Here is a 19,751-nt window from a genome sequence, read left to right on the forward strand (position 1 = left end):
CATGGCGTGGCCCGTGGCCCCACCACCCACTGGCCCGCCAGTTGCTTGGGGTTGTGGCATGACCCAGAACCCACCGACCCAGGCCGCCGACATCGGCCTCAGCAAGCTCGACACCGCCCTGCTCAACATCCTGGTGAAGGACGGCCGTGCCTCGTTTGCCGACATCGCGCGCCAGCTCGGCATCTCGCGGGCGCATGCGCGTGCCAAGGTGCAGGGGCTGCAAGCCAGTGGTGTGATCGAGTTGTTTGCGGCGGTGATCAACCCCGAGAAACTGGGGCAGGTGAACTCGACCTTTCTCGACATCGTGGTCACGCCGGCGGCCATCGAACGCATTGCGCAGGAGCTGGCCGACTGCGCCGAGGTGGTGAGCCTCTACATCATGAGCGACCTGAAAAGCCTGCACGTGCACGCGCTCACCGAGAGCCCCGAGACCTTCGAGACCTTCGTGCGCCGGCACATCTTCAACCGGCCCGAGATCCTGTCGGTGGACTGCAAGACGCTGCTCACGCGCGTGAAGAACCGCCGCGGCGGCGCACGCCTGTAGCGGTCAAGCCAGCTGCGCTCGCTTTGGTGCGCGCGCACCAAAGCGGGCCCAACTACCGTTTGTGTCCCTGGGGTGGCTCAGAGGGCAGCGCTGGCTTCCATGCGCCTCGCCACAGTCGACTTCGCCATACAAACGGCACCGCAGCAGCGAAGCACTGAACATTCGGCACGGACCACCGCTCAGCCCCGCCGATTTCGCATGCACCATTTCGGAAGCATGCCAACCAAACGAGCGTGGATCTCAATCAAATCAACGGCTTGGCGAAGCAACACGCATGGCATGGCGCTTGCGAAGTGAGAAGCACGTCGCTTTACAAACGGCAGCTTTCACCCCGCTTGCCCCTCTCAACCCCTTCACAGGAGTGCCGCCATGTCCCTGATCCGCCGCCAGTTCCTCACCCGCGCCGCTGTTGCCGGCAGCGTGCTCGGCGCCCCCGTCATCGCCAACGCGCAGTCGGCCAAGTTCAACTGGAAGATGACCAGCGCTTACGGCAAGGGCTCGCCCTTCTACATGGACGGCCCGGGCAGCGCGACCGACCTGGCCAAGCGCATCCGCGAAATGTCCGACGGCCGCCTGAACATCCAGGTGTTCGGTGCCGGTGAACTGATCCCCGCCTTTGAGGGTTTCGACGCCGTGCGCGCCGGCACGGTGGAGATGAACCACGCCAACGCCTACTTCTGGACCGGCAAGACCGCCGCCGCGCAGTACTTCACCGCTGTGCCCTTCGGCATGAACTTCCAGGGCATGAACGGCTGGCTGTACGACGGCGGCGGCATCGACCTCTGGAACGAGGTCTACGCGCCCTTCGGCATGATCGCCATGCCCTGCGGCAACACCGGCGTGCAGATGACGGGTTGGTTCAAGAAGGAGATCAAGACGGTCGCCGACTTGAAGGGTCTGAAGATGCGCATCCCGGGTCTGGCCGGCAAGGTCTACGCCAACCTGGGTGTGGACGTGAAGGTGTTGCCGGGTGGCGAGATCTTCCCCGCGCTGGAGCGCGGCGTGATCGACGCGGCCGAGTTCGTCGGCCCGTTCCAGGACCGCCGCCTGGGCCTGCACAAGGCCGCCAAGTTTTACTACACCACCGGCTGGCACGAGTCGTCCACCGTGTCCGAATTGCTGATCAACAAGGCCGCGTGGGACAAGCTGCCGAAAGACCTGCAGGCCATCGTGAGCAACGCCTCGGCCGCCTGCAACGTGATCAGCGAAGGCTGGTGCCAGAAGGCCAACTCGGAAGCGATGGAAGACCTGATCAAGAACCAGGGGGTGACCGCCAAGCCGCTGCCCGACGAGGTTGTGAAGGCGTTGCGCGGGGAGACCGACAAGGTGCTGGCCGAGGCAGTGGTCAAGGACCCGATGACGAAGAAGGTGCACGACTCGTACTTCGCCTTCAAGGCCAAGTACGACCGCTGGAGCGAGATCAGCGAAGAGGCGTACCACATCAAGGTTCGCGGCTGAAGCGGAGAACGGCACCATGCTCAAGGCATTGCGGCCGCTGGCCGCACTCATCGAGGGTTTCATCGACCGCATCGGCACACTCACCGCGTGGATCGCGCTGGTCATGATCGGCCTGGTCGCCACCAACGTGGTCCTGCGCTACAGCTTCAGCTTTGGCTCGGTCTGGGCGCAGGAACTCGAATGGCACCTGCTCGCCGCCCTCATCCTCCTGGGCATGAGCCACGCGCTGCAGCGCGGCGAGAACGTGCGCGTGGACGTGTTCTACGCGCGCTTCTCGCCCGCCCTCAAGCGTGTCATCGATGTGGTCTCCGCGCTGCTGCTCATCACGGTGAGCCTGGGCTTCATCTGGCTCTCGCTGGGCTACGTGGAGCAGTCGCGTTCGATCAGCGAGGCCTCGCCCGACCCCGGCGGCATTCCCCTGCGCTGGCTGGTGAAGTCGTTGATCCCGCTGGGCTACGGCCTGCTGGTGCTGCAGCAGCTGGCGCACCTTGTGCGCCTGGTGGACGCACCCGCAGCCATCAACGAGGAGTCGGCCCATGTTTGAGCCGTCCACCTACGCCGTCCTGATGCTGGTCGGCTTTTTCGTGATGCTGATGATCGGCATCCCGGTGGCCATCAGCCTGGCGGTCTCCGGCTTCGTGTTCGGCTGGCTGGGTTTTGGTGACGTGCTGTTCAACCTGCTGCCCGCGCGCTTTTACGGCATCGTCAGCGGCTATCAATGGATGGCCATCCCGCTGTTCGTGTTCATGGGCGTGATGCTGGAGAAATCGCGCCTGGCCGACGACCTGCTCGACGTGATGGGCCACATCGCCGGTGGCCTCAAAGGCGGCATGGCGATCGGCATCGTGCTGTTCGGTGTGCTCATGGGCGCCACCACCGGCATCGTCGGCGCCACCATCATCACGCTGGGCCTGCTGACCCTGCCCACGCTGATTCGGCGGGGCTACGACAAGAGCGTGGCCTGCGGCGTGATCTGCGCATCCGGCACGCTGGGCCAGATCATCCCGCCCAGCCTGATCCTGATCCTGCTCTCGGACATCATGCAGCTCTCGGTGGGCACGCTGTTCGCCGCCGCCGTGGGCCCGGGCATGCTGCTGGCCGCGGTCTACATCGTCTACTTGGTCATCATGGGCTGGCTCAAGCCCGAGACCATGCCGCCGATCCCGATCGCCGAGCGCGACGCGGTCTCGCGCCGCCAGCTCTGGGTGCGCTTCTTCAAGGTGCTGGTGCCGCCGGTGATGCTGGTGGTGGCGGTGCTCGGCTCGATCGTGGGTGGCATCGCGGCGCCCACCGAAGCCGCGAGCATGGGCGCGGTCGGTGCGGTGATCATCACCGCGCTCTCGGGCCGCTTCACCTGGAGCACGCTCAAGGCCACGGCACTGGACACCAGCAAGATCACCGCCATCATGATGTTCATCCTCATGACCGCGCAGGTGTTCGCGCTGGCCTTCCGCGGCCTGCAGGGCGAGGAGCTGATCGTGAGTCTGTTCGACGCGCTGCCCGGCGGCACGAACACGGCCATCTGGTTCATGATGCTCATCATCTTCGTGCTCGGATTCTTCATCGAGTGGATCGAGATCAGCTACATCGCGGTGCCGCTGTTCCTGCCCATCCTGATCTCACAAGGCGTGGACCCGGTCTGGCTCGCGATGCTGATCACGGTGAACCTGCAGTCGAGCTTCCTCACGCCGCCGTTCGGCTGGGCGCTGTTTTACCTCAAGGGCGTGGCGCCGCCCGAGGTGAACATCAAGGACATCTACAAGGGCGTGGTGCCGTTCATCCTGCTGCAGTTGTTCACCCTCGGGCTGGTGTTCCTGTTCCCGCAGATTGCGCTCTGGCTGCCCAAAGCCATCGGCTGGTAGCACCGTGGATTTCTTCAACCAACACAGCACCCTCTGGCTGCTGGGCTTGGCCACGGCCCTGCTGGCCACCGGCCTGGTGGCGGGGGTGCTCGCCGGTCTGCTCGGCGTGGGTGGCGGCATCGTCATCGTGCCGGTGCTCTACCACCTGTTCACGCTGCTGGGCATCGACGAGTCGGTGCGCATGCACGTGGCGGTGGGCACCTCGCTGGCCACCATCATCCCGACCTCCATCATGTCCAGCCGGGCCCACCGCAAGCGCGGCAGCCTGGATGCGGCGCTGCTGAAAAAACTCATGCCTGGTGTGGTGGTGGGCGTGATCGTCGGCGCCATCGCCAGTGGTTTTCTCAGCGGCCATGTGCTCACTGCCGTGTTTGCCACGGTGGCACTGCTGGTGGCGCTGAACATGGCCTTCAAACGCGACGGCTTCGCGCTGGCCGACGGTCTGCCCGGCACCGCCGGCACCGCCCTGCTGGGTAGCGGCATCGGCGGCGTGTCTACGCTCATGGGCATTGGTGGCGGCACGCTCAGCGTTCCGATACTGAATGCGCTGCGTGTGCCCATGCACACGGCGGTGGGCACCGGCGCCATGCTGGGCACCTTGATCAGCGTGCCGGGCGCATTGGCCTTCGTCCTCAACGGGCTGGACGTGCCCAACCGGCCACCGTTCAGCGTGGGCTACGTGAACCTGCTGGGCTTCGCGCTCATCGTGCCGGCCACCCTGGCCACCACCGGCTGGGGTGCGAAACTCGCGCACTCGATCAACGCCAGACGGCTGCGCCAGGTGTTCGCGATGTTCCTGGCGTTGACCGCTGCACGCATGTTTGTCGGTCTGCTGACCTGACCCCCACAACAACACGGAGACCCTGGATGATTCACACCCTCACCGCTCTGGGCGGCATGTTTGTCGCGCCCCACCACCTGGCCGCGCAGGCCGGGCGCGACGTGCTGCGAGACGGCGGCAACGCGGTCGAGGCCATGGTGGCGGCGGCCGCGGCCATTGCCGTGGTGTACCCGCACATGAACGCCATCGGCGGTGACGGCTTCTGGCTCATCCACGAACCCGGCAAGGAGCCTGTGGCCATCAGCGCGTGTGGCCCCGCCGCAGCGTTGGCCGACCTGGACTGGTACGCCGGACACGACACCATTCCCTCGCGCGGCCCCAAGGCCGCGCTCACCGTGGCCGGTACCATCGGCGGCTGGGCCAAGGCGCTCGAAGTGGCCGCACCCTGGGGCCCCGCCCTGCCCTTGTCGCGCCTGCTGGCCGACGGCATTCGCCACGCGCACAACGGCATCGCCGTCACCGAAAGCCAGGCAGCCCTCACGCGCGAGAAGTTCGACGGGCTGAAAGACGCGCCGGGTTTCGCACAGACCCACCTGGTCAACGGCCAGCCGCCCGACGTGGGCCACATCCTCAAACAAGCCACGCTGGGTCGCACGCTTGCCGAGCTGGCCGAGCGTGGCCTGGACGACTTCTACCGCGGTGAACTCGCCGCACGCATCGGCGCGGAGCTCGAACGCGTGGGCAGCCCGCTGCGCACCAGCGATCTCGCGGCCTACCAGGCGCAGATCGTCGAGCCGCTCTCGGTGCGCCTCAACGACAGCACGGTCTACAACCTGCCACCGCCCACGCAAGGCCTTTCGGCGCTGATGATCCTCGGCCTGTTCGAGCGCCTGGGCGTGACCGAGGGCGAAGGCTTTGCCCACGTGCACGGCTTGGTGGAAGCGACCAAACGCGCCTTCCGCGTGCGCGAACGTGTGGTGACCGACCCGCAGCGCCTGCCGGCCGATCCGAAGAGCTTCCTCCAACCCGCAGCGTTGGCCGAACTGGCCGCCAACATCGACCGCGCAAAAGCCCTGCCCTGGCCCGACGTGGCCGCCCCGGGCGACACCATCTGGATGGGCTGCATCGACGCGCAGGGTCGCGCGGTGAGTTTCATCCAGAGCGTGTACTGGGAGTTCGGTTCTGGCGTGGTGCTGCAGGACACCGGCATCGTCTGGCAGAACCGGGGAACCAGTTTTTCGCTCGACCCCCAGGCGCTCAACCTGCTCAAACCCGGCCACCGCCCCTTCCACACGCTCAACCCCGCGCTCGCCCTGTTCGACGACGGCCGCGTGATGCCCTACGGCACCATGGGCGGCGAAGGCCAACCCCAAACGCAGGCGGCGGTGTTCACGCGTTACGCACGCTTCGGCCAAGGCCTGCAGCAGGCCGTGACCGCACCGCGCTGGCTGCTCGGACGCACCTGGGGTGGCGAGACCACTTCACTCAAACTGGAGAGCCGCTTCGACCCGGCGCTGGTCGACGCGCTCAAGGCCGCGGGGCACGAGGTGGAGGTGTTTGACGAACCCTTCAGCGACACCATGGGCCACGCGGGTGCGCTGGTGCGCCACCCCAACGGCGTGATCGAAGGCGCGGCCGATCCGCGCAGCGACGGGGTGGTGGCGGGGGTCTGACGGCCGTCTTTGCGAACGCCCAAAGAAAAAACCCGCTGGCAACAGCGGGTTTTTTCTTATGGGGAACCGGATCGCTCAGGCCGCGCGGCGGCGGCGCAGGCCGAGGGCGGCCAGGCCGAGACCCAGCAGGGCCAGCGTGCCCGGCTCGGGCACGGCGGAGGCTGTGACCAGTGACACGTTGTCGAAGATCGCGCCGATGTTGTCGTTGCCGGCGTTCTGGATGAACAGCTTGGCCAGCACGTCTGCGTCGGGGGTGAAGGTGAACACGAACGTGTTGAATGCATCGCCCTGCAGCGCCACCGTTTGGCCCGCGAAACCCACGAAGCCGAATGTCACGCGATCGGTGTTGTTGTTGCGCTGGTTGCCCGAGAGGTCCACGGAGAACAGGTAGGTGGTTCCCGCCATCAGCGCAAACGCATCCTTCGTGGTCATCAAGCCGGCATGTCCGGTGCTGCCGTCCAGATCCACGCAACCGCCGACATTGCCGACGCAATCGATGCCGAAGCCGCCACTGCGGAGGTAGTCCACGGTGTGTGGGTTCTTTGCGCTGCCACCCGTGACGTTCCAGTTGCCGAAGGCATTGAAGTTCAGAACGCTGGAACCCGCGTCGGTGTTGAAGTTGTCGCTGAACATCACGCCAGCCTGGGCGGCGGGCGCTGCGGCCATCAGGGCGGCCACGGCCAGGGGAGCTGCGAAACGGGTCAGAAAACGGATCATGGAATGCCTGGGGTTCGTTGGTGAGTGTGATTTATGTCACGCCCCTGGAGGGCTTGCCACGATTCACTTCTGTGCTGCAATAAACAGAGCAAAAGTCGAGCCAGGCCAGCAAGGCGTTGATCTGTAAGGACGTACCCCCGGGAGTTGTAACGAAGTGTCAGTTTTCCCGACACCTTTCACCACGCCCGCCGTGTCCTTCGGTCGACAGCGACATCCATCGCCGACGCGTCATACACTGCGCCGATGTCCACCCCGGTCGATACCCGCTTCCCTGACCCCGGCCGCTGTCCACTGTGCGGCGGCGACAACCGCTGCGCCATGGAGATCGAGCGCGACACCGGCGAGGCACAGCCGCCGTGCTGGTGCGTGGACGCCACCTTCAGCCCCGAGTTGTTCGCGCGCATTCCCACCGAAGCCCGTGGGCAAGCCTGCATCTGCGCGGCCTGTGTGGCCGAGGCGCTGCGCGTGCGCGCGACGGACTAAGGCTCCCTCGGCGGGTTCGCGTCCGGGTCTGGCGGCAGCACCAGCGGCGATGCGGGCACCTGGTTCATGCTGTGCAACCACTCGCGCCAGATCGCCACCAGCAGCGCCATCAGCACCGGTCCGACGAACAGGCCGACGAGGCCCATGGTCTTCACGCCGCCCACGAGGCCAAAGAACGTGGGCAGAAAGGGCAGCTTCACCGGCCCACCCACCAGACGCGGGCGCAGGGTCTTGTCGACGATGAAAAGTTCGATCGCCCCCCAGGCGAACAGGCCCACGCCGGCCCACAGGTGCCCCGAGCCCACCAGGTACAGCGAGACCAGGCTGAACGAGAGCGGCGCGCCGCCGGGAACGAGCGCCATGAAGCCGGTGACCACGCCCAGCAGCACCGGCGAGGGCACGCCCGCGATCCAGTACGCCACGCCGAGCACCACGCCCTCGCCAATGGCGATCAGGCCCAGGCCGGTCACGGTGGCGCTGACAGTGGTGGGCACCACGCGTGAGAAGCGCTGCCATTGCACCGGCAGGATGCGCTCGCCGATGGCGTCGAGCTGGTCGGCGATGCGGGCGCCGTCCTTGTAGACGAAGAACAGCGTGATCAGCATGAACAGCACCGTCAGCGCAAGATTGACGACGTCGCCCGTGGCGCTGAGCACCATGCGGTAGATGTTGCCGATGTGCTGGCCGCTGAGGATCTGGACCCAGTCGCCCAAGGCGTGCGGCTCGCCGATGTGTTCGCGCCAGTAGGTGGCCAGCGTCTCACCCACCCAGGGCAGCGCCACGATCCAGGGCGGCGGCGGCGCGCCATTGCGGTTGACGTCGAGCAGCCAGGTCACGAAGCCGCTGGCCTCCTGGAGCGCGTAGTGCAGCACCAGGGTGAGCGGCACGATCAGCACCACGATCACGATCACCAGCGCCAGACTGGCCGCCAGCGTGGTGTTGCCCCCGCAGGACCGCACACCTCGGCGGTACAGCGGCCAGCTGGCAAACCCGACGATGAGCGCGGCCAGCACCGGCACCAGAAAGCCCCGGAAGAAGTAGACGCCGGCGGCCACGATCAGCAGCAGCAGGCCGCGAACGATCAGGGAGGCGTGCGGAACAGGAGGCATGGGCAAGGGGCGGACACCGGCAGGAAGGCCTCGGGCAATATACCTGACCCCTCTCGCGCGAACGCGGGCCCGGCAAGGCCAACGCAGCCCTGCCGAATCCTGCGCGGCAAAACGGCTAAGCTTGTTTGCCGCCCTGCACATCCGCTCATGAATCCACCCTCCAGCGACCACTCCCTGCCCGCGATGCGCGCGCGCTACGGCGAGCGCTACCGCTGGCTGCTGCTGCTCTCGGTGATGGTGGGCACCATGGCCTCGATCATGTCGTCGACCATCATCAACGTGGCCATCCCCGACATGAGCCAGCACTTCACGCTCGGCCAGGAGCGCGCCCAGTGGGCCGCCTCGAGCTTCATGGCGGCCACCACGGTCTCCATGCTCACCACGCCCTGGCTGCTCGCGCGCTATGGTTACCGCAGCACCTACGCCGGCTGCATGTGGCTGCTGATGGCCGGCGGCATGGCCGGGGGTTTCGCCAACTCGTTCGGGTTGGTGCTGGCCGCGCGCGTGGCCGAAGGCCTGGCCGCAGGCGTGGTGCAACCCATCCCGGCCATCATCATCCTGCGTGCCTTCGAGCCGCACGAGCAGGGCCGCGCCAGCGGCATCTTCGGCATGGGCGTGGTGCTCGCGCCCGCGATCGGCCCCAGCATCGGCGGCGTGCTGGTCGACGTCTTTGGCTGGCGCTCGATCTTTTTCATGGTGGTGCCGTTCTGCATCGCCTCGCTGTGGCTGGCGCGGCGCTTCGTGCCCACCACCTCGCCAGGCGGACTCGCAGCCAATCGCCAGGGCGCCAGCCTGGACTGGCGTGGCCTGCTGCTGGCCGCCGTCGGCACGCTGTGCCTGCTCAATGGCCTGGTGCAGCTGCAGGGCGGCACAGTGCTGAGCGCAGCGGCTCTGCTGGGCGGCGCTGCGTTGCTGCTGGTGGCCTTTGTCGTGCTGCAGCGGCGCACGCTGAAAAGCCGCCAGCGCCACCCCGACCAGGGCGTGGACCCGCTCATGAACCTCTCACTCTTCAAGGACCGGCGCTTCGCCATGGGCAGCATCGTGGCCTTCATCTACGGCATCGCGTTGTTCGGCTCCACCTACCTGCTGCCGGTCTACATGCAGATGGGCCTGGGCCTGTCGGCGTCGTACGTGGGCACCATCCTGCTGCCGGCGGGCCTGGTGCTGGCCGTGACCATCGCCGCCGTCGGCCGGCTGGCCGACAAACAGCCCACGCACCGGCTGGTGAGCATCGGTCTGGTGCTGCTGGCCGCGTCGTTCGCGCTCATGGTCACCATCGACCTCGGCCGCCCGGCGCAGATCATTCCGCTGCTCATCACGTGGGCGATCCTCGGGCGCATCGGCCTGGGCTTCATCCTGCCTTCGCTCAACATCGGCGCCATGCGATCGCTGGACCGCAGCCACATCCCGCAGGGCTCCAGCGTCATCAACTTCCTGCGCATGCTCGGTGGCGCGGCCGGCGTGAGCCTGTGCGGCATCGTGCTCGAATGGCGCGTGGCCGCGCACGGCGCGACGCTCGACGCCGGCACCACCAGCCCGGCACGCATGGCGGCGTTTGGCGAAACCTTTTTGATGCTGGGTGCGATCTGCGCTTTGGCGGTGGTGGCGGCACTCAAGCTCCGAGAGCGCTGAGACACCACATCAACGAAAGACGATTCGCCGCCGGGCCGCCCCAAGGCGAATCAGCCCCCTCGGGGGGCAGCGGACCTCGCGCAGCGGGGGAGCGTGGGGGCACAATGCTTCCATGTGTCAGCTTCTGGGCCTTAACTGCGCCACCCCCACCGACGCTTCGTTCAGCTTCACCGGCTTCTGCCAGCGGGGCGGCAAGACCGACCACCACGCCGATGGCTGGGGCATTGCATTCTTCGAAGGCAAAGGCCTTCGCCTGTTCGTTGACCACGCAAGCGCCGCGCAGTCACCGATGGCAACCTTCCTGCAGGGCTACCCGCTCAAGAGCCGCAACATCATTGCCCACGTGCGCAAGGCCACCATCGGCGAGGTGGCGCTGGAAAACGCCCACCCATTCGTGCGCGAGCTCTGGGGCCGCCAGTGGGTGTTCGCCCACAACGGCGACCTGAAGGACTACTTCCCGCAGCTGCACAGCCACTTCCGCCCGGTCGGCACCACCGACAGCGAGCGCGCCTTCTGCTGGCTGATGCAGGAGCTGGCCAAGTCGCACGCGAGCCTGCCCAGCGTGGAAGAACTCACCCTCACGCTGCGCGAGCTGGTGCCCCAAGTGCGCCACTTCGGTACCTTCAATTTTTTGCTGTCCAACGGCGAGGCGCTGTGGGCGCACTGCAGCACCAAGCTGCACTGGCTGGTGCGTCAGCATCCGTTTGCGCAGGCCACGCTGATGGACCAGGACTGGACCGTGAACTTCGCCGACCTCAACCACCCCGGCGACCGCGCCGCCGTGGTGGTGACCACGCCACTGACCAGCAATGAACAGTGGGCCGCCTTCGAGCCCAACGAGCTCAAGGTGTTCGTGGACGGCCTGCCGCTGGTGTGATTCCCCGGGTTGGCGCGGGGCACAGCCCTGCGACTACCATGTGTCCAGTTCGGGCGCCCCGCGCGACCCGGCAAGCCCCCCCCTCAACGAAGGAGACAAATCCATGCAAAGACGACACCTCGTGGTCGGCGGCCTCGCCGCCGCTGTACTGCCCCCATTCGCGTTCGCGCAAGGCCTGGAGAAGCCCAAGGTCACCATCGCCGTGGGCGGCAAGAACCTGCTGTACTACCTGCCGCTGACCATCGCCGAGCAACTGGGCTACTTCAAGGCCGAGGGTCTGGACGTGACCATCGCCGACTTCGCTGGCGGCTCGCGCGCGCTGGCTGCGGTGGTGGGCGGCAGTGCCGACGTGGTCTCGGGCGCGTTCGAGCACACGGTCAACATGCAATTCAAGGGTCAGCCGATGCGCGCCTTCGTGCTGCAGGGCCTGGCGCCGCAGATCGTGCTGGGCGTCAACCCCAAGACCATGGCCGGCTACAAAACGATTGCCGACCTCAAGGGCAAAAAGATCGGCGTGACCGCGCCAGGCAGCTCGACCAACGTGATGGTCAACTTCGTGCTGGCCAAGGCGGGCTTGAAGCCGAGCGACGTGAGCATCGTCGGCGTGGGCGCAGGCAGTGGCGCCGTGGCCGCCATGCGCTCGGGCCAGATCGACGCCATGAGCAACCTCGACCCGGTGGTCACGCTGCTGCAGCGCTCGGGCGACATGAAGATCATTTCCGACACGCGCATCGTGGCCGAGTCGGAGAAGGTGTTCGGCGGCCCCATGCCCGCGGGCTGCCTGTATGCGCCCCAGCCTTTCCTCGACAAGAATCCGAACACCGCGCAGGCACTCACCAACGCGATGGTGCGCGCGAGCAAGTGGATCCAGGCCGCCGGACCGGGCGACATCATCAAGGTGGTGCCCGAGGGCTTCCTGCTCGGGGACCGCGCGGTCTACATCGACGCCTTCATGGCCGCCAAGGGCGCGCTGTCTCCCGACGGCAGCTTCCCGGCCAAGGGCGCGGACACGGCGTTTCGCGCGCTGGCCAGCGTGGACAAGGACCTGGCCGCGGCCAAGCTCGATCTGAACGCGGTCTACACCAACGCCTTCGTTCAGAAAGCGAACGCCAAATATCCGAAAGGCTGACGTGACGAGTGCAGCGATCGACCTGCAGGGCGTGTCCTGCACTTTCATCAGCAAGGACGACCCCGGCCAGCGCTACACCGCCGTGCGCGACGTGACGCTGACCGTGGGCGCCGGCGAGTTCGTGAGCGTGGTGGGTCCCACCGGTTGCGGCAAGAGCACGCTGCTCAACGTCGCGGCCGGCCTGCTCTCGCCCAGCACCGGCACGGTCAATGTGTTCGGGGAGCCGCTGCAAGGCATCAACACGCGCGCGGGCTACATGTTCCAGACCGAGAGTCTGATGCCCTGGCGCACCGCGCTGGGCAACGTGATGGCCGGCCTGTCGTTTCGCGGCGCGTCGGACGAGGAGGCGCGTTCGCAAGCCGACGACTGGCTGCGCCGCGTGGGCCTGGGGGGCTTCGGCGACCGCTACCCGCACCAGATGAGCGGCGGCATGCGCAAGCGCGCGAGCCTGGCGCAGACGCTGGTGCTCGACCCCGACATCATCCTGATGGACGAGCCGTTTTCCGCGCTCGACATCCAGACGCGCCAGTTGATGGAAAACGAAGTGCTGGACTTGTGGGCGGCGAAGAAAAAAGCCGTGCTGTTCATCACGCACGATCTCGACGAAGCGATTGCGATGAGCGACCGCGTGGTGGTGCTCAGCGCCGGCCCGGCCAGCCACCCGATCGGCGAGTTCACCATCGACATCCCGCGCCCGCGCGACGTGGCCGAGATCAAGACCACCGCCCGCTTCATCGAGCTGCACGCCGCCATCTGGGCGGTGATGCGCGAGGAAGTTCTCAAGGGCTACCAGCAACAACTCAAGGTGGCCTGAGCCATGTGGAACCTCATCAAACCGCAGCCGAAGACCCTGCGCGTGTGGCAGATCGGTCTGCTGGTGGCGCTCGTCGTGTTCTGGTACGCCATGACCACGCCCGGCCTGCTGCCGAACTTCATGTTCGAGAACGACCGCCAGGCCGCGTTCTTCTTCGGTGAACCGTTGCGCGTGGCCGAGCGCATCTGGGCCTGGTTCGTCACCGACGCCGACATCTACCAACACCTGGGCGTGACGCTAACCGAGACCGTGCTGGCGTTTGCCATCGGCGCGCTCGGCGGCCTGGGCGGCGGCCTGTGGCTGGCGCTCTCGCCCATGGCCTCGGCCATCCTGGAGCCCTACATCAAGGCCATGAATTCGATGCCGCGCATCATCCTCGCGCCCATCTTCGCGGTGTGGTTCGGCCTGGGCATCGCGAGCAAGGTGGCGCTGGGCGTGACGCTGGTGTTCTTCATCGTGTTCTTCAACGTCTACCAGGGCGTGAAGGAAGTGAGCCCGGTGATCCTGGCCAACGCGCGCATGCTGGGCGCGAGCCAGAAGCAGCTGCTGCGCCACGTGTACCTGCCGAGCGCCACCAGCTGGGTGTTCAGCTCGCTGCACACCAGCGTGGGCCTGGCCTTCGTGGGCGCGGTGGTGGGCGAATACCTCGGCTCAAGCCAGGGCGTGGGCTATCTGATTCTGCAGGCCGAAGGCAGCTTCGACATCAACACCGTGATGGCCGGCATCGTTGTGCTCACCGCGTTCGCGCTGGTGCTGGATGCGGTGGTGGGCAAGATCGAGAAGCGACTGATGAAATGGCAGCCGAAAGTCGGTGAGACCGAGAAACTGTGACCGGAGCGCGTAGCGCTGTCACAGTCTTTGCGCGGTCGCACGTCTTGGCCAGAGCTCAGCGCAGGCCGAAGAAACTCATGATGATGCCGATCACCACGACCAGGCCGACAATGTAGATGATGGTGTTCATGGCTTGCTCCTTGGGTGAATGATCTGATAGTGATCGTAGGGGGCGGGAAGCCTGCGCGAGGTAAGCCCTCGCGACACATGGCTGTAGGACAAGGATGACATCCCGCTTCAGCCCTCGCGATCGCGCACGTGAACGATGGCCTCTGCCCGCGTGTGCACGCCCAGCTTGTCGAAGATGCTCGACACCTGATTGCGCACCGTCTTCTCGCTCTTGTTCAACTGCTGCGCGATGGACGCGTTGTCCAGACCCAGCGCCACCAGGCGCAACACGTCGCGCTCGGCCGGTGTCAGCGCCGCGTCGCCCGCGCCGGTGGTGGCATCGTCTCGCGCGGCGCCCAGAAATCCGCGCAGTTCGGCCAGGAACACGGGCCATGCCGGCTCGGTGTCCAGCAGCACGTGGTTGTCGCTGTCCAGCGGCACAAAACGCGCCCCCGGAATCAGTGCCGCCAGCCGCAGCCCTTCGTCGAACGGCACGCGGGCATCACCGCGCGCATGCAGCACCAGCGTGGGCACGCGCAACTGGCGCGCGAGGTCGGTCACGTCGACGCGGTGAAACGCCTCGAGCGTGCGCGCGGCGTTCCCGGGGCTCGCGGTCAGGCGCTCCAGTTCGTTCCACCACTGGTGCTGCGCTGGCGTGCCGCCGGGGATGAACTGGTTGGTGAACACCTGGCGGAAGGCGTCGTTGTCGCGCCCCCAGCCCAGGCGGATCAGGTTGACCAGCGTCTCTGCTTCCAGCCGCTCGGCGTCGCTCGTGGCGCGCCGCAGCGCACCGCGCGCATAGGCACCAGGCAGCACCAGATGAGACACCTTGTCGGGGTGGCGCACGGCGTAGGCAATGGCCACCGCGCCGCCTTGGGACATACCGATCAACGGAAAGCGGCGCAAGCCCAGGCTGTCGACCACGGCCTCGAGGTCGCCCACCCAGGCGTCGAGCGAGAAGTCAGCCACCGAGCTGTCGGACAGGCCACAGCCACGCTGGTCGTAGCGGATGTACTGGTGGTCTCGCGCGAGCTCGGCCAGCCAGGGCCGCCAGACGGGGCTGTGCAGATCGTGTTCAACATGGCTCAGCCAATGCGCGGCGCGCAGCAGCGGCGGGCCTGACCCGATCGACGCGATCGCGATGCGTGTGCCGTCGGCCGCGTTGCAGAAGCGCAGGCTCTGACGCGGGTTCGGGAGCGGACTCTGAACGGCGGGCATGCGCCATTGTCTCGCGCCTGGGTCGTGCGTCCCATGACTGGGTGTCTGCGCTTGTCCCCCAACGGAGGGATCGGGACATCCGCCTCATGCGCCGGCACGCGCACCGGTGAATCCTTCATCCACGTCGATTCGACGGAGCCCCCTGAGAGGAATCACCATGGAAACCCACCCCACCCCCCTGGACATCCCGCGTTACGCCAAGACCATCGAGGTCTCCAAACGCATCCGCTGGGACATCGACCGCGACGTGATCCGCGGTCGCGGCTTCGACCTGGCCCACACCTTCCTGCCCGACGGGCTGTCGCTGGCCGACGAACTGCCTTTCCTGAGCCCGACCGAGCACCGCTTCCTGAGCCAGGTGCAGGGCCGCACCTACGCCAACATGTTCGGCCTGGTCGAGCGTTTCATCAGCGCGAAGATGCTGGAGGTGAGCCGCGACCACTGGCTCGGCGACCAGACCGCGCTGGAAGCCATCGTGCGATTCACCGACGAAGAGCTGAAGCACCAGGAACTGTTCCGCCGCATCGAACTGCTGGTGGGCGCCGACATGCCGGCGGGCTACCGCTTCGACGTGTCACCCAACGACGTGGCCGCCTTCGTGCTGGGCAAGAGCACCTGGGCCGTGCTGGCGCTCACCTGCCACATCGAGCTGTTCTCACAGGCGCACTACCGCGCCAGCATCGATGCCGCCGAAGGCCTGTCGCCGTTGTTCAAGGACGTGTTCCTGTTCCACTGGCGGGAAGAGTCTCAGCACGCGATCATCGACGAGCTGGAATGGGCGCGGGAAGACGCCAAGCTGGCGTCCGATGCACAGCGCGATGCGGCGGTGAACGACCTGATCGCGCTGGTCGGCGGCGTCGACGGCATCCTGCAAGCGCAGGCCAAGGCGGATGCGGCGTACTTCCTGAACATCTGCGGCATGACACCGGAAGGCGAGCGCGCCGAGCAGGTACACGCCACGCTGCTCAAGGCCTACCGCTGGCAGTACATCGTCTCCGGCACGCTGGAGCCACGCTTTCAGAAAGTGTTGGGGAGCCTGGTGAGCGAGGCGCAGATGGCGCGCATACAGGCCGCGCTGGCGCCTCTGAGCTACGCGGTGCCGGTGCGCGCGGAGGCCATGCGCGCCATGAGCGCAACGGTGCACTGAGCGCGCTTCACGACGTGCTCTGGCCCCGCCGTGCCGCCTCGATCGCGGCGATATCGATCTTCGTCATGGTCATCATCGCGTCGAAAGCGCGTTTCGCCGCCGCGCGATCGGGGCCGGTGATGGCCACGGTGAGGGCGCGCGGCGTGATCTGCCAGGACACGCCCCAACGGTCCTTGCACCAGCCGCACGCGCTTTCCTGGCCGCCATTGCCCACCACCGCGTTCCACAAGCGGTCGGTCTCGGCCTGGTCGTCGGTCGCGATCTGAAAGGAGAAGGCTTCGTTGTGCTTGAACGTCGGGCCGCCGTTCAGGCCGAGGCAAGGGATGCCGGCCACGGTGAACTCGACCGTCAGCACATCACCCTGCTTGCCGTCCGGATAGTCACCCGGTGCATGCAGAACGCTGCCCACTGCGCTGTCCGGAAAGGTCTGGGCATAGAAGTTGGCGGCGTCCAGGGCAGCGCCGTCGTACCAAAGACAGATCGTGTTCTTGCTCGTCATCGCAGGTCTCCTGAAGAGTTGAGCACGCAGCGTACGCCACCGCTCCAACCGAGTCCATCAGGGAGACAAACCACCCCTTCCTGTGGCAGAGTCCTTCTTCCTCGAAAAACGCCACCCCCAAGGAGACCACCGATTGAACGCCTGGATGATGCTCGGACTGGCCATCGTGGCCGAGGTGATTGGCACCACCGCCTTGAAAGCGAGCGAGAGTTTCACGCGGCTCGTGCCGTCGCTGATCGTGGTGGTGGGCTATGGCGTGGCGTTCTACTGCCTCGCGGGGGTGCTCAAGAGCGTGCCGGTGGGCATCGCCTACGCCATCTGGTCGGGCCTGGGCATCGTGCTGATCACCGCGGTGGCCTGGTTGCTCTATGGGCAACGCATTGATGCGGCCGGGCTGATCGGCATGGGCTTGATCATCGCCGGGGTGGTGGTGCTCAACGTGTTTTCCAAGGCCTCGGTGCACTGAGCGTCACACCCCTTGAAGCACATTCAGCCGCGGCCCGCGCGGCGCTCCTCGCGCAGCATGAAGAGGTAGAGGCCTTCCACCTTTTCGCGCGCCCACGGTGTCTTGCGCAGGAAACGCAGGCTCGAACCCACACTGGGGTCGACGTTGAAGCAACGCACCGGGATGCGCTGGCCGAGTTCCTCCCAGCCATAGTGATCCGCGAGCGCGGTGACGATCGCTTCCAGCGTCAACCCGTGCAAGGGGTTGCGTGGCTGCTCGTTGGGCGTTTCGTCTGTCATGCCATGGCCGCTTCAAGCGCATCCACAAACATCGCGGGCACATCAAAGCCGGTCTGCTGCTGGATCTCCTGAAAGCAGGTCGGACTGGTCACGTTGATCTCGGTCACCTTGTCGCCGATCATGTCCAGCCCAACCAGCAGCAGGCCGCGTTCGGCCAGCGTGGGCGCGATGGCCTCGGCGATCGCACGGTCGGTGTCGCTCAGAGGTTGGGCCACACCTTTGCCTCCGACGGCCAGGTTGCCGCGCACCTCGTTGCCCTGGGGAATGCGCGCCAGCACGAAGGGAGCGACTTTGCCACCGATGAGCAGCAGGCGCTTGTCACCGTCCACGATGGCCGGCAGGTAGGCCTGCACCATCACGCTGGTGGCGCCACCCTGGTTGAGCGTTTCGGTGATGGAGCCCAGGTTCATGCCGTCCGGGCCGACGCGGAAGATGCCCATGCCACCCATGCCGTCCAGCGGCTTCAGGATGATGTCTTTGTGCTCGGCGTGGAAATGGCGAATGGCCTCGGGCGAGCGCGTCACCAGGGTGGGCGGCGCGTACTCGGCGAACTCCATGAGCGCGAGTTTTTCCGGGTGGTCGCGCAACGCGCGCGGGCTGTTGAACACCTTCGCGCCTTCGCGCTCGGCCTGCTCCAGCAGATGCGTGGCGTAAAAGAACTCGCTGTCGAACGGCGGGTCCTTGCGCATGAGCACGGCGTCAAACGTGTACAGGGCCTCGCGGCCCTCGTGGAGCACGCGGTACCAGTCGTCGGCCGCGCCGGTCAGCTCGAGGCGGCGCACCAGCGCGGTCACGGGCTGGCCGGTCTGCCACTGCAGGTGCTGCGGCTCGCAGGCCGCCAGCGCGTGGCCACGCTTCTGCAGCTCGCGCATCATGGCAAAGGTGGTGTCTTTGTAGGTCTTGAAGGTGACCAACGGGTCGGCGACAAAGAGGATGTTCATGGCTTGCTTTTCGGACGAAGGCCGTACTGTTGCACAAACAGCGCCATGGCGCCGGCCACCACACCCCAAAAGGCCGAGCCGATGCCGGCTATCGCCACGCCGCTGAGCGTGACGAGAAACGTGATGAGCGCGGCTTCGCGGTGCGTGTCGTCCTTCAAGGCCGCGTTCAGCCCACCGCCGATGCTGCCCAGCAACGCGATGCCGGCGATGGCCAGCACCAGTTCGCGCGGGAAGGCAATCAACAGACCCGTGACGGCCGCGCCGAACAGGCCGATGAGCACGTAGATGGCGCCGCAGGTGACGGCGGCGGTGTAGCGCTTCTTCGGATCGGGATGCGCTTCGGGGCCCATGCAGATGGCCGCCGTGATGGCGCTGAGGTTGAGCGCGAACGCGCCGAACGGCGCGAGCACCAAGGTGGCCACCCCCGTGAGCGTGATGATTTTCGAAATCGGCATGTCGTAGCCGGCGGCTCGGATCGCGGCCACGCCGGGCAGGTTCTGCGACGCCATGGTGACCACGAACAGCGGCAGCGCCAGGCTGGTGAAGGCGGCCAGCGTGAACACCGGCATGGTGAACACCGGCCGGGCCAGCTCGAGGGTGAGCGAGCCGGCATTGAACTGGCCCCGCAGCACCACATAAGCCACCGACACCGCCAGCGTGATCACCACCGCGTAGCGCGGCGCCAGGCGACGGCCGAGCAGGTAGGCCAGCAGCATGAGCACCACCAGCACCAGCGCGGTCTGCGCGGCGGCAAAGGCCTGCAGACCGAAGCGCGCCAGCACGCCGGCCAGCAGGGCGGCAGCGATGGCCATCGGGATCTTGTTCATCACGCGCTCGAACCAGCCGGTGGCGCCCGCCACGGTGATGAGCGCGCCGCACACCAGGAAAGCGCCGATGGCCTCGGCCATGGAGAACCCCCCTGCGATGCCGGCGGTGGCCAGCACGGCCGCACCGGGCGTGCTCCAGGCCACCATGACCGGCTGCCTGAGGATGAGCGAAGGAATGGCTGAAGTGAGCCCCATACCCAGGCCCAGCGCCCACATCCACGAGGTGATTTGCGCCGGCGTGGCACCGAAGGCCTGCGCGGCCTGGAAGACGATGGCCACCGAGCTGGTGAAACCCACCAGCACCGCGACGAAGCCGGCGGTGGCGGCTGAGAGGTTGAGGTCTTTGAAGAATGGCAT

General features: G+C 66.6%; 21 protein-coding genes. 14 read left to right on the plus strand and 7 right to left on the minus strand.

Features of this window, described 5'->3' with window-relative positions; genetic code table 11:
* Positions 1-58: 58 nt before the first annotated feature.
* The 6 genes from IV113_RS07620 to IV113_RS07645 all read left to right on the plus strand — a co-directional run bounded on the left by IV113_RS07620 (position 59) and on the right by IV113_RS07645 (position 6,318).
* Complete coding sequence (locus IV113_RS07620) at positions 59-544, plus strand: Lrp/AsnC family transcriptional regulator (protein ID WP_291082528.1); 486 nt, start codon at positions 59-61, stop codon at positions 542-544.
* Positions 545-913: 369 nt separating this feature from the next.
* Complete coding sequence (gene dctP / locus IV113_RS07625; RefSeq protein ID WP_291082531.1) at positions 914-2,002, plus strand: TRAP transporter substrate-binding protein DctP; 1,089 nt, start codon at positions 914-916, stop codon at positions 2,000-2,002.
* A gap of 16 nt (positions 2,003-2,018) precedes the next feature.
* Positions 2,019-2,546 carry a TRAP transporter small permease subunit gene (locus IV113_RS07630; RefSeq protein WP_291082534.1) on the plus strand — a complete coding sequence of 176 codons (528 nt, stop codon included), beginning with the start codon at positions 2,019-2,021 and terminating at the stop codon, positions 2,544-2,546.
* Entirely contained in the window at positions 2,539-3,864 is a 1,326-nt protein-coding gene (locus IV113_RS07635) for a TRAP transporter large permease subunit (protein ID WP_291082537.1), read from the plus strand. The genes IV113_RS07630 and IV113_RS07635 overlap by 8 nt, the downstream gene beginning before the upstream one ends.
* 4 nt (positions 3,865-3,868) lie before the next feature.
* Complete coding sequence (locus tag IV113_RS07640) at positions 3,869-4,705, plus strand: sulfite exporter TauE/SafE family protein (RefSeq protein WP_291082540.1); 837 nt, start codon at positions 3,869-3,871, stop codon at positions 4,703-4,705.
* 26 nt (positions 4,706-4,731) lie between these two features.
* Positions 4,732-6,318, plus strand: coding sequence for a gamma-glutamyltransferase family protein (locus tag IV113_RS07645; protein ID WP_291082542.1), 1,587 nt, complete (start codon positions 4,732-4,734; stop codon positions 6,316-6,318).
* Between the two features lie 75 nt (positions 6,319-6,393).
* On the opposite strand, the gene IV113_RS07650 is transcribed toward IV113_RS07645, so the two are convergent.
* Positions 6,394-7,035, minus strand: a complete 642-nt coding sequence (locus IV113_RS07650) for a PEP-CTERM sorting domain-containing protein (RefSeq protein WP_291082545.1) — start codon at positions 7,033-7,035, stop codon at positions 6,394-6,396.
* 243 nt (positions 7,036-7,278) lie between these two features.
* Here IV113_RS07650 and IV113_RS07655 point away from each other — a divergent pair, with 243 nt between their 5' ends.
* Positions 7,279-7,518, plus strand: coding sequence for a cysteine-rich CWC family protein (locus IV113_RS07655; RefSeq protein WP_291082548.1), 240 nt, complete (start codon positions 7,279-7,281; stop codon positions 7,516-7,518).
* Here the strand turns inward: IV113_RS07655 and IV113_RS07660 are convergent.
* Positions 7,515-8,633: an AI-2E family transporter gene (locus IV113_RS07660; protein ID WP_291082551.1), complete on the minus strand. Its 1,119-nt coding sequence runs from the start codon at positions 8,631-8,633 to the stop codon at positions 7,515-7,517. The two genes, IV113_RS07655 and IV113_RS07660, sit on opposite strands and share 4 nt — an antisense overlap.
* Before the next feature lie 141 nt (positions 8,634-8,774).
* Between IV113_RS07660 and IV113_RS07665 the strand changes: the two genes are divergently transcribed.
* From IV113_RS07665 to IV113_RS07685, 5 genes are all read left to right on the plus strand, one after another.
* Entirely contained in the window at positions 8,775-10,259 is a 1,485-nt protein-coding gene (locus IV113_RS07665; protein WP_291082554.1) for an MFS transporter, read from the plus strand.
* Positions 10,260-10,371: 112 nt separating this feature from the next.
* Complete coding sequence (locus IV113_RS07670; RefSeq protein WP_291082557.1) at positions 10,372-11,136, plus strand: class II glutamine amidotransferase; 765 nt, start codon at positions 10,372-10,374, stop codon at positions 11,134-11,136.
* A gap of 103 nt (positions 11,137-11,239) precedes the next feature.
* Positions 11,240-12,265: an ABC transporter substrate-binding protein gene (locus IV113_RS07675; RefSeq protein ID WP_291082560.1), complete on the plus strand. Its 1,026-nt coding sequence runs from the start codon at positions 11,240-11,242 to the stop codon at positions 12,263-12,265.
* A gap of 1 nt (position 12,266) precedes the next feature.
* A complete protein-coding gene (locus tag IV113_RS07680; RefSeq protein WP_291082563.1) occupies positions 12,267-13,079 on the plus strand; it encodes an ABC transporter ATP-binding protein in 813 nt (270 codons plus the stop codon).
* A 3-nt stretch (positions 13,080-13,082) separates the two neighbouring features.
* The gene (locus IV113_RS07685) at positions 13,083-13,910 is read left to right on the plus strand and encodes an ABC transporter permease (protein WP_291082567.1); all 828 of its coding nucleotides are present in this window, start codon (positions 13,083-13,085) and stop codon (positions 13,908-13,910) included.
* 237 nt (positions 13,911-14,147) lie between these two features.
* Here IV113_RS07685 and IV113_RS07690 read toward each other — a convergent pair whose 3' ends face one another.
* Positions 14,148-15,236: an alpha/beta fold hydrolase gene (locus IV113_RS07690; protein WP_291082570.1), complete on the minus strand. Its 1,089-nt coding sequence runs from the start codon at positions 15,234-15,236 to the stop codon at positions 14,148-14,150.
* 157 nt (positions 15,237-15,393) lie between these two features.
* Between IV113_RS07690 and IV113_RS07695 the strand changes: the two genes are divergently transcribed.
* Positions 15,394-16,383, plus strand: a complete 990-nt coding sequence (locus tag IV113_RS07695) for a hypothetical protein (RefSeq protein ID WP_291082573.1) — start codon at positions 15,394-15,396, stop codon at positions 16,381-16,383.
* Between the two features lie 7 nt (positions 16,384-16,390).
* Here IV113_RS07695 and IV113_RS07700 read toward each other — a convergent pair whose 3' ends face one another.
* Positions 16,391-16,882 carry a VOC family protein gene (locus tag IV113_RS07700; protein WP_291082576.1) on the minus strand — a complete coding sequence of 164 codons (492 nt, stop codon included), beginning with the start codon at positions 16,880-16,882 and terminating at the stop codon, positions 16,391-16,393.
* Positions 16,883-17,015: 133 nt separating this feature from the next.
* On the opposite strand from IV113_RS07700, the gene IV113_RS07705 reads away from it, so the two are divergent.
* Entirely contained in the window at positions 17,016-17,348 is a 333-nt protein-coding gene (locus IV113_RS07705) for an SMR family transporter (protein ID WP_291082579.1), read from the plus strand.
* A 23-nt stretch (positions 17,349-17,371) separates the two neighbouring features.
* Here the strand turns inward: IV113_RS07705 and IV113_RS07710 are convergent, their stop codons facing one another.
* From IV113_RS07710 to IV113_RS07720, 3 genes are read right to left on the minus strand one after another with little or no spacing between them, the layout of a single operon-like run.
* A complete protein-coding gene (locus IV113_RS07710; RefSeq protein WP_291082582.1) occupies positions 17,372-17,626 on the minus strand; it encodes a VF530 family protein in 255 nt (84 codons plus the stop codon).
* Positions 17,623-18,567 carry a glutathione synthase gene (gshB, locus tag IV113_RS07715; protein WP_291082585.1) on the minus strand — a complete coding sequence of 315 codons (945 nt, stop codon included), beginning with the start codon at positions 18,565-18,567 and terminating at the stop codon, positions 17,623-17,625. The genes IV113_RS07710 and gshB overlap by 4 nt, the downstream gene beginning before the upstream one ends.
* On the minus strand, positions 18,564-19,751 hold the full coding sequence (locus IV113_RS07720; protein WP_291082589.1) for a benzoate/H(+) symporter BenE family transporter: 1,188 nt from the start codon (positions 19,749-19,751) through the stop codon (positions 18,564-18,566). Before IV113_RS07720 ends, gshB begins: the two co-directional genes overlap by 4 nt.

Origin of the sequence: Hydrogenophaga sp., assembly GCF_018780385.1 — a bacterium.
Taxonomy (GTDB): Bacteria; Pseudomonadota; Gammaproteobacteria; order Burkholderiales; family Burkholderiaceae_C; genus Hydrogenophaga.

Bases quoted from the DNA above. Each gene is read 5' to 3' on its own strand.
- IV113_RS07720 (WP_291082589.1), bottom strand. From the start codon at position 19,751: ATGCCATTCTTCAAAGACCTCAACCTCTCAGCCGCCACCGCCGGCTTC.
- IV113_RS07700 (WP_291082576.1), bottom strand. From the start codon at position 16,882: ATGACGAGCAAGAACACGATCTGTCTTTGGTACGACGGCGCTGCCCTG.
- IV113_RS07645 (WP_291082542.1), top strand. From the start codon at position 4,732: ATGATTCACACCCTCACCGCTCTGGGCGGCATGTTTGTCGCGCCCCAC.
- IV113_RS07620 (WP_291082528.1), top strand. From the start codon at position 59: ATGACCCAGAACCCACCGACCCAGGCCGCCGACATCGGCCTCAGCAAG.
- IV113_RS07685 (WP_291082567.1), top strand. From the start codon at position 13,083: ATGTGGAACCTCATCAAACCGCAGCCGAAGACCCTGCGCGTGTGGCAG.
- IV113_RS07670 (WP_291082557.1), top strand. From the start codon at position 10,372: ATGTGTCAGCTTCTGGGCCTTAACTGCGCCACCCCCACCGACGCTTCG.
- IV113_RS07655 (WP_291082548.1), top strand. From the start codon at position 7,279: ATGTCCACCCCGGTCGATACCCGCTTCCCTGACCCCGGCCGCTGTCCA.
- IV113_RS07635 (WP_291082537.1), top strand. From the start codon at position 2,539: ATGTTTGAGCCGTCCACCTACGCCGTCCTGATGCTGGTCGGCTTTTTC.
- IV113_RS07695 (WP_291082573.1), top strand. From the start codon at position 15,394: ATGGAAACCCACCCCACCCCCCTGGACATCCCGCGTTACGCCAAGACC.
- gshB (WP_291082585.1), bottom strand. From the start codon at position 18,567: ATGAACATCCTCTTTGTCGCCGACCCGTTGGTCACCTTCAAGACCTAC.
- IV113_RS07690 (WP_291082570.1), bottom strand. From the start codon at position 15,236: ATGCCCGCCGTTCAGAGTCCGCTCCCGAACCCGCGTCAGAGCCTGCGC.
- IV113_RS07650 (WP_291082545.1), bottom strand. From the start codon at position 7,035: ATGATCCGTTTTCTGACCCGTTTCGCAGCTCCCCTGGCCGTGGCCGCC.
- IV113_RS07675 (WP_291082560.1), top strand. From the start codon at position 11,240: ATGCAAAGACGACACCTCGTGGTCGGCGGCCTCGCCGCCGCTGTACTG.
- IV113_RS07630 (WP_291082534.1), top strand. From the start codon at position 2,019: ATGCTCAAGGCATTGCGGCCGCTGGCCGCACTCATCGAGGGTTTCATC.
- IV113_RS07665 (WP_291082554.1), top strand. From the start codon at position 8,775: ATGAATCCACCCTCCAGCGACCACTCCCTGCCCGCGATGCGCGCGCGC.
- IV113_RS07710 (WP_291082582.1), bottom strand. From the start codon at position 17,626: ATGACAGACGAAACGCCCAACGAGCAGCCACGCAACCCCTTGCACGGG.
- dctP (WP_291082531.1), top strand. From the start codon at position 914: ATGTCCCTGATCCGCCGCCAGTTCCTCACCCGCGCCGCTGTTGCCGGC.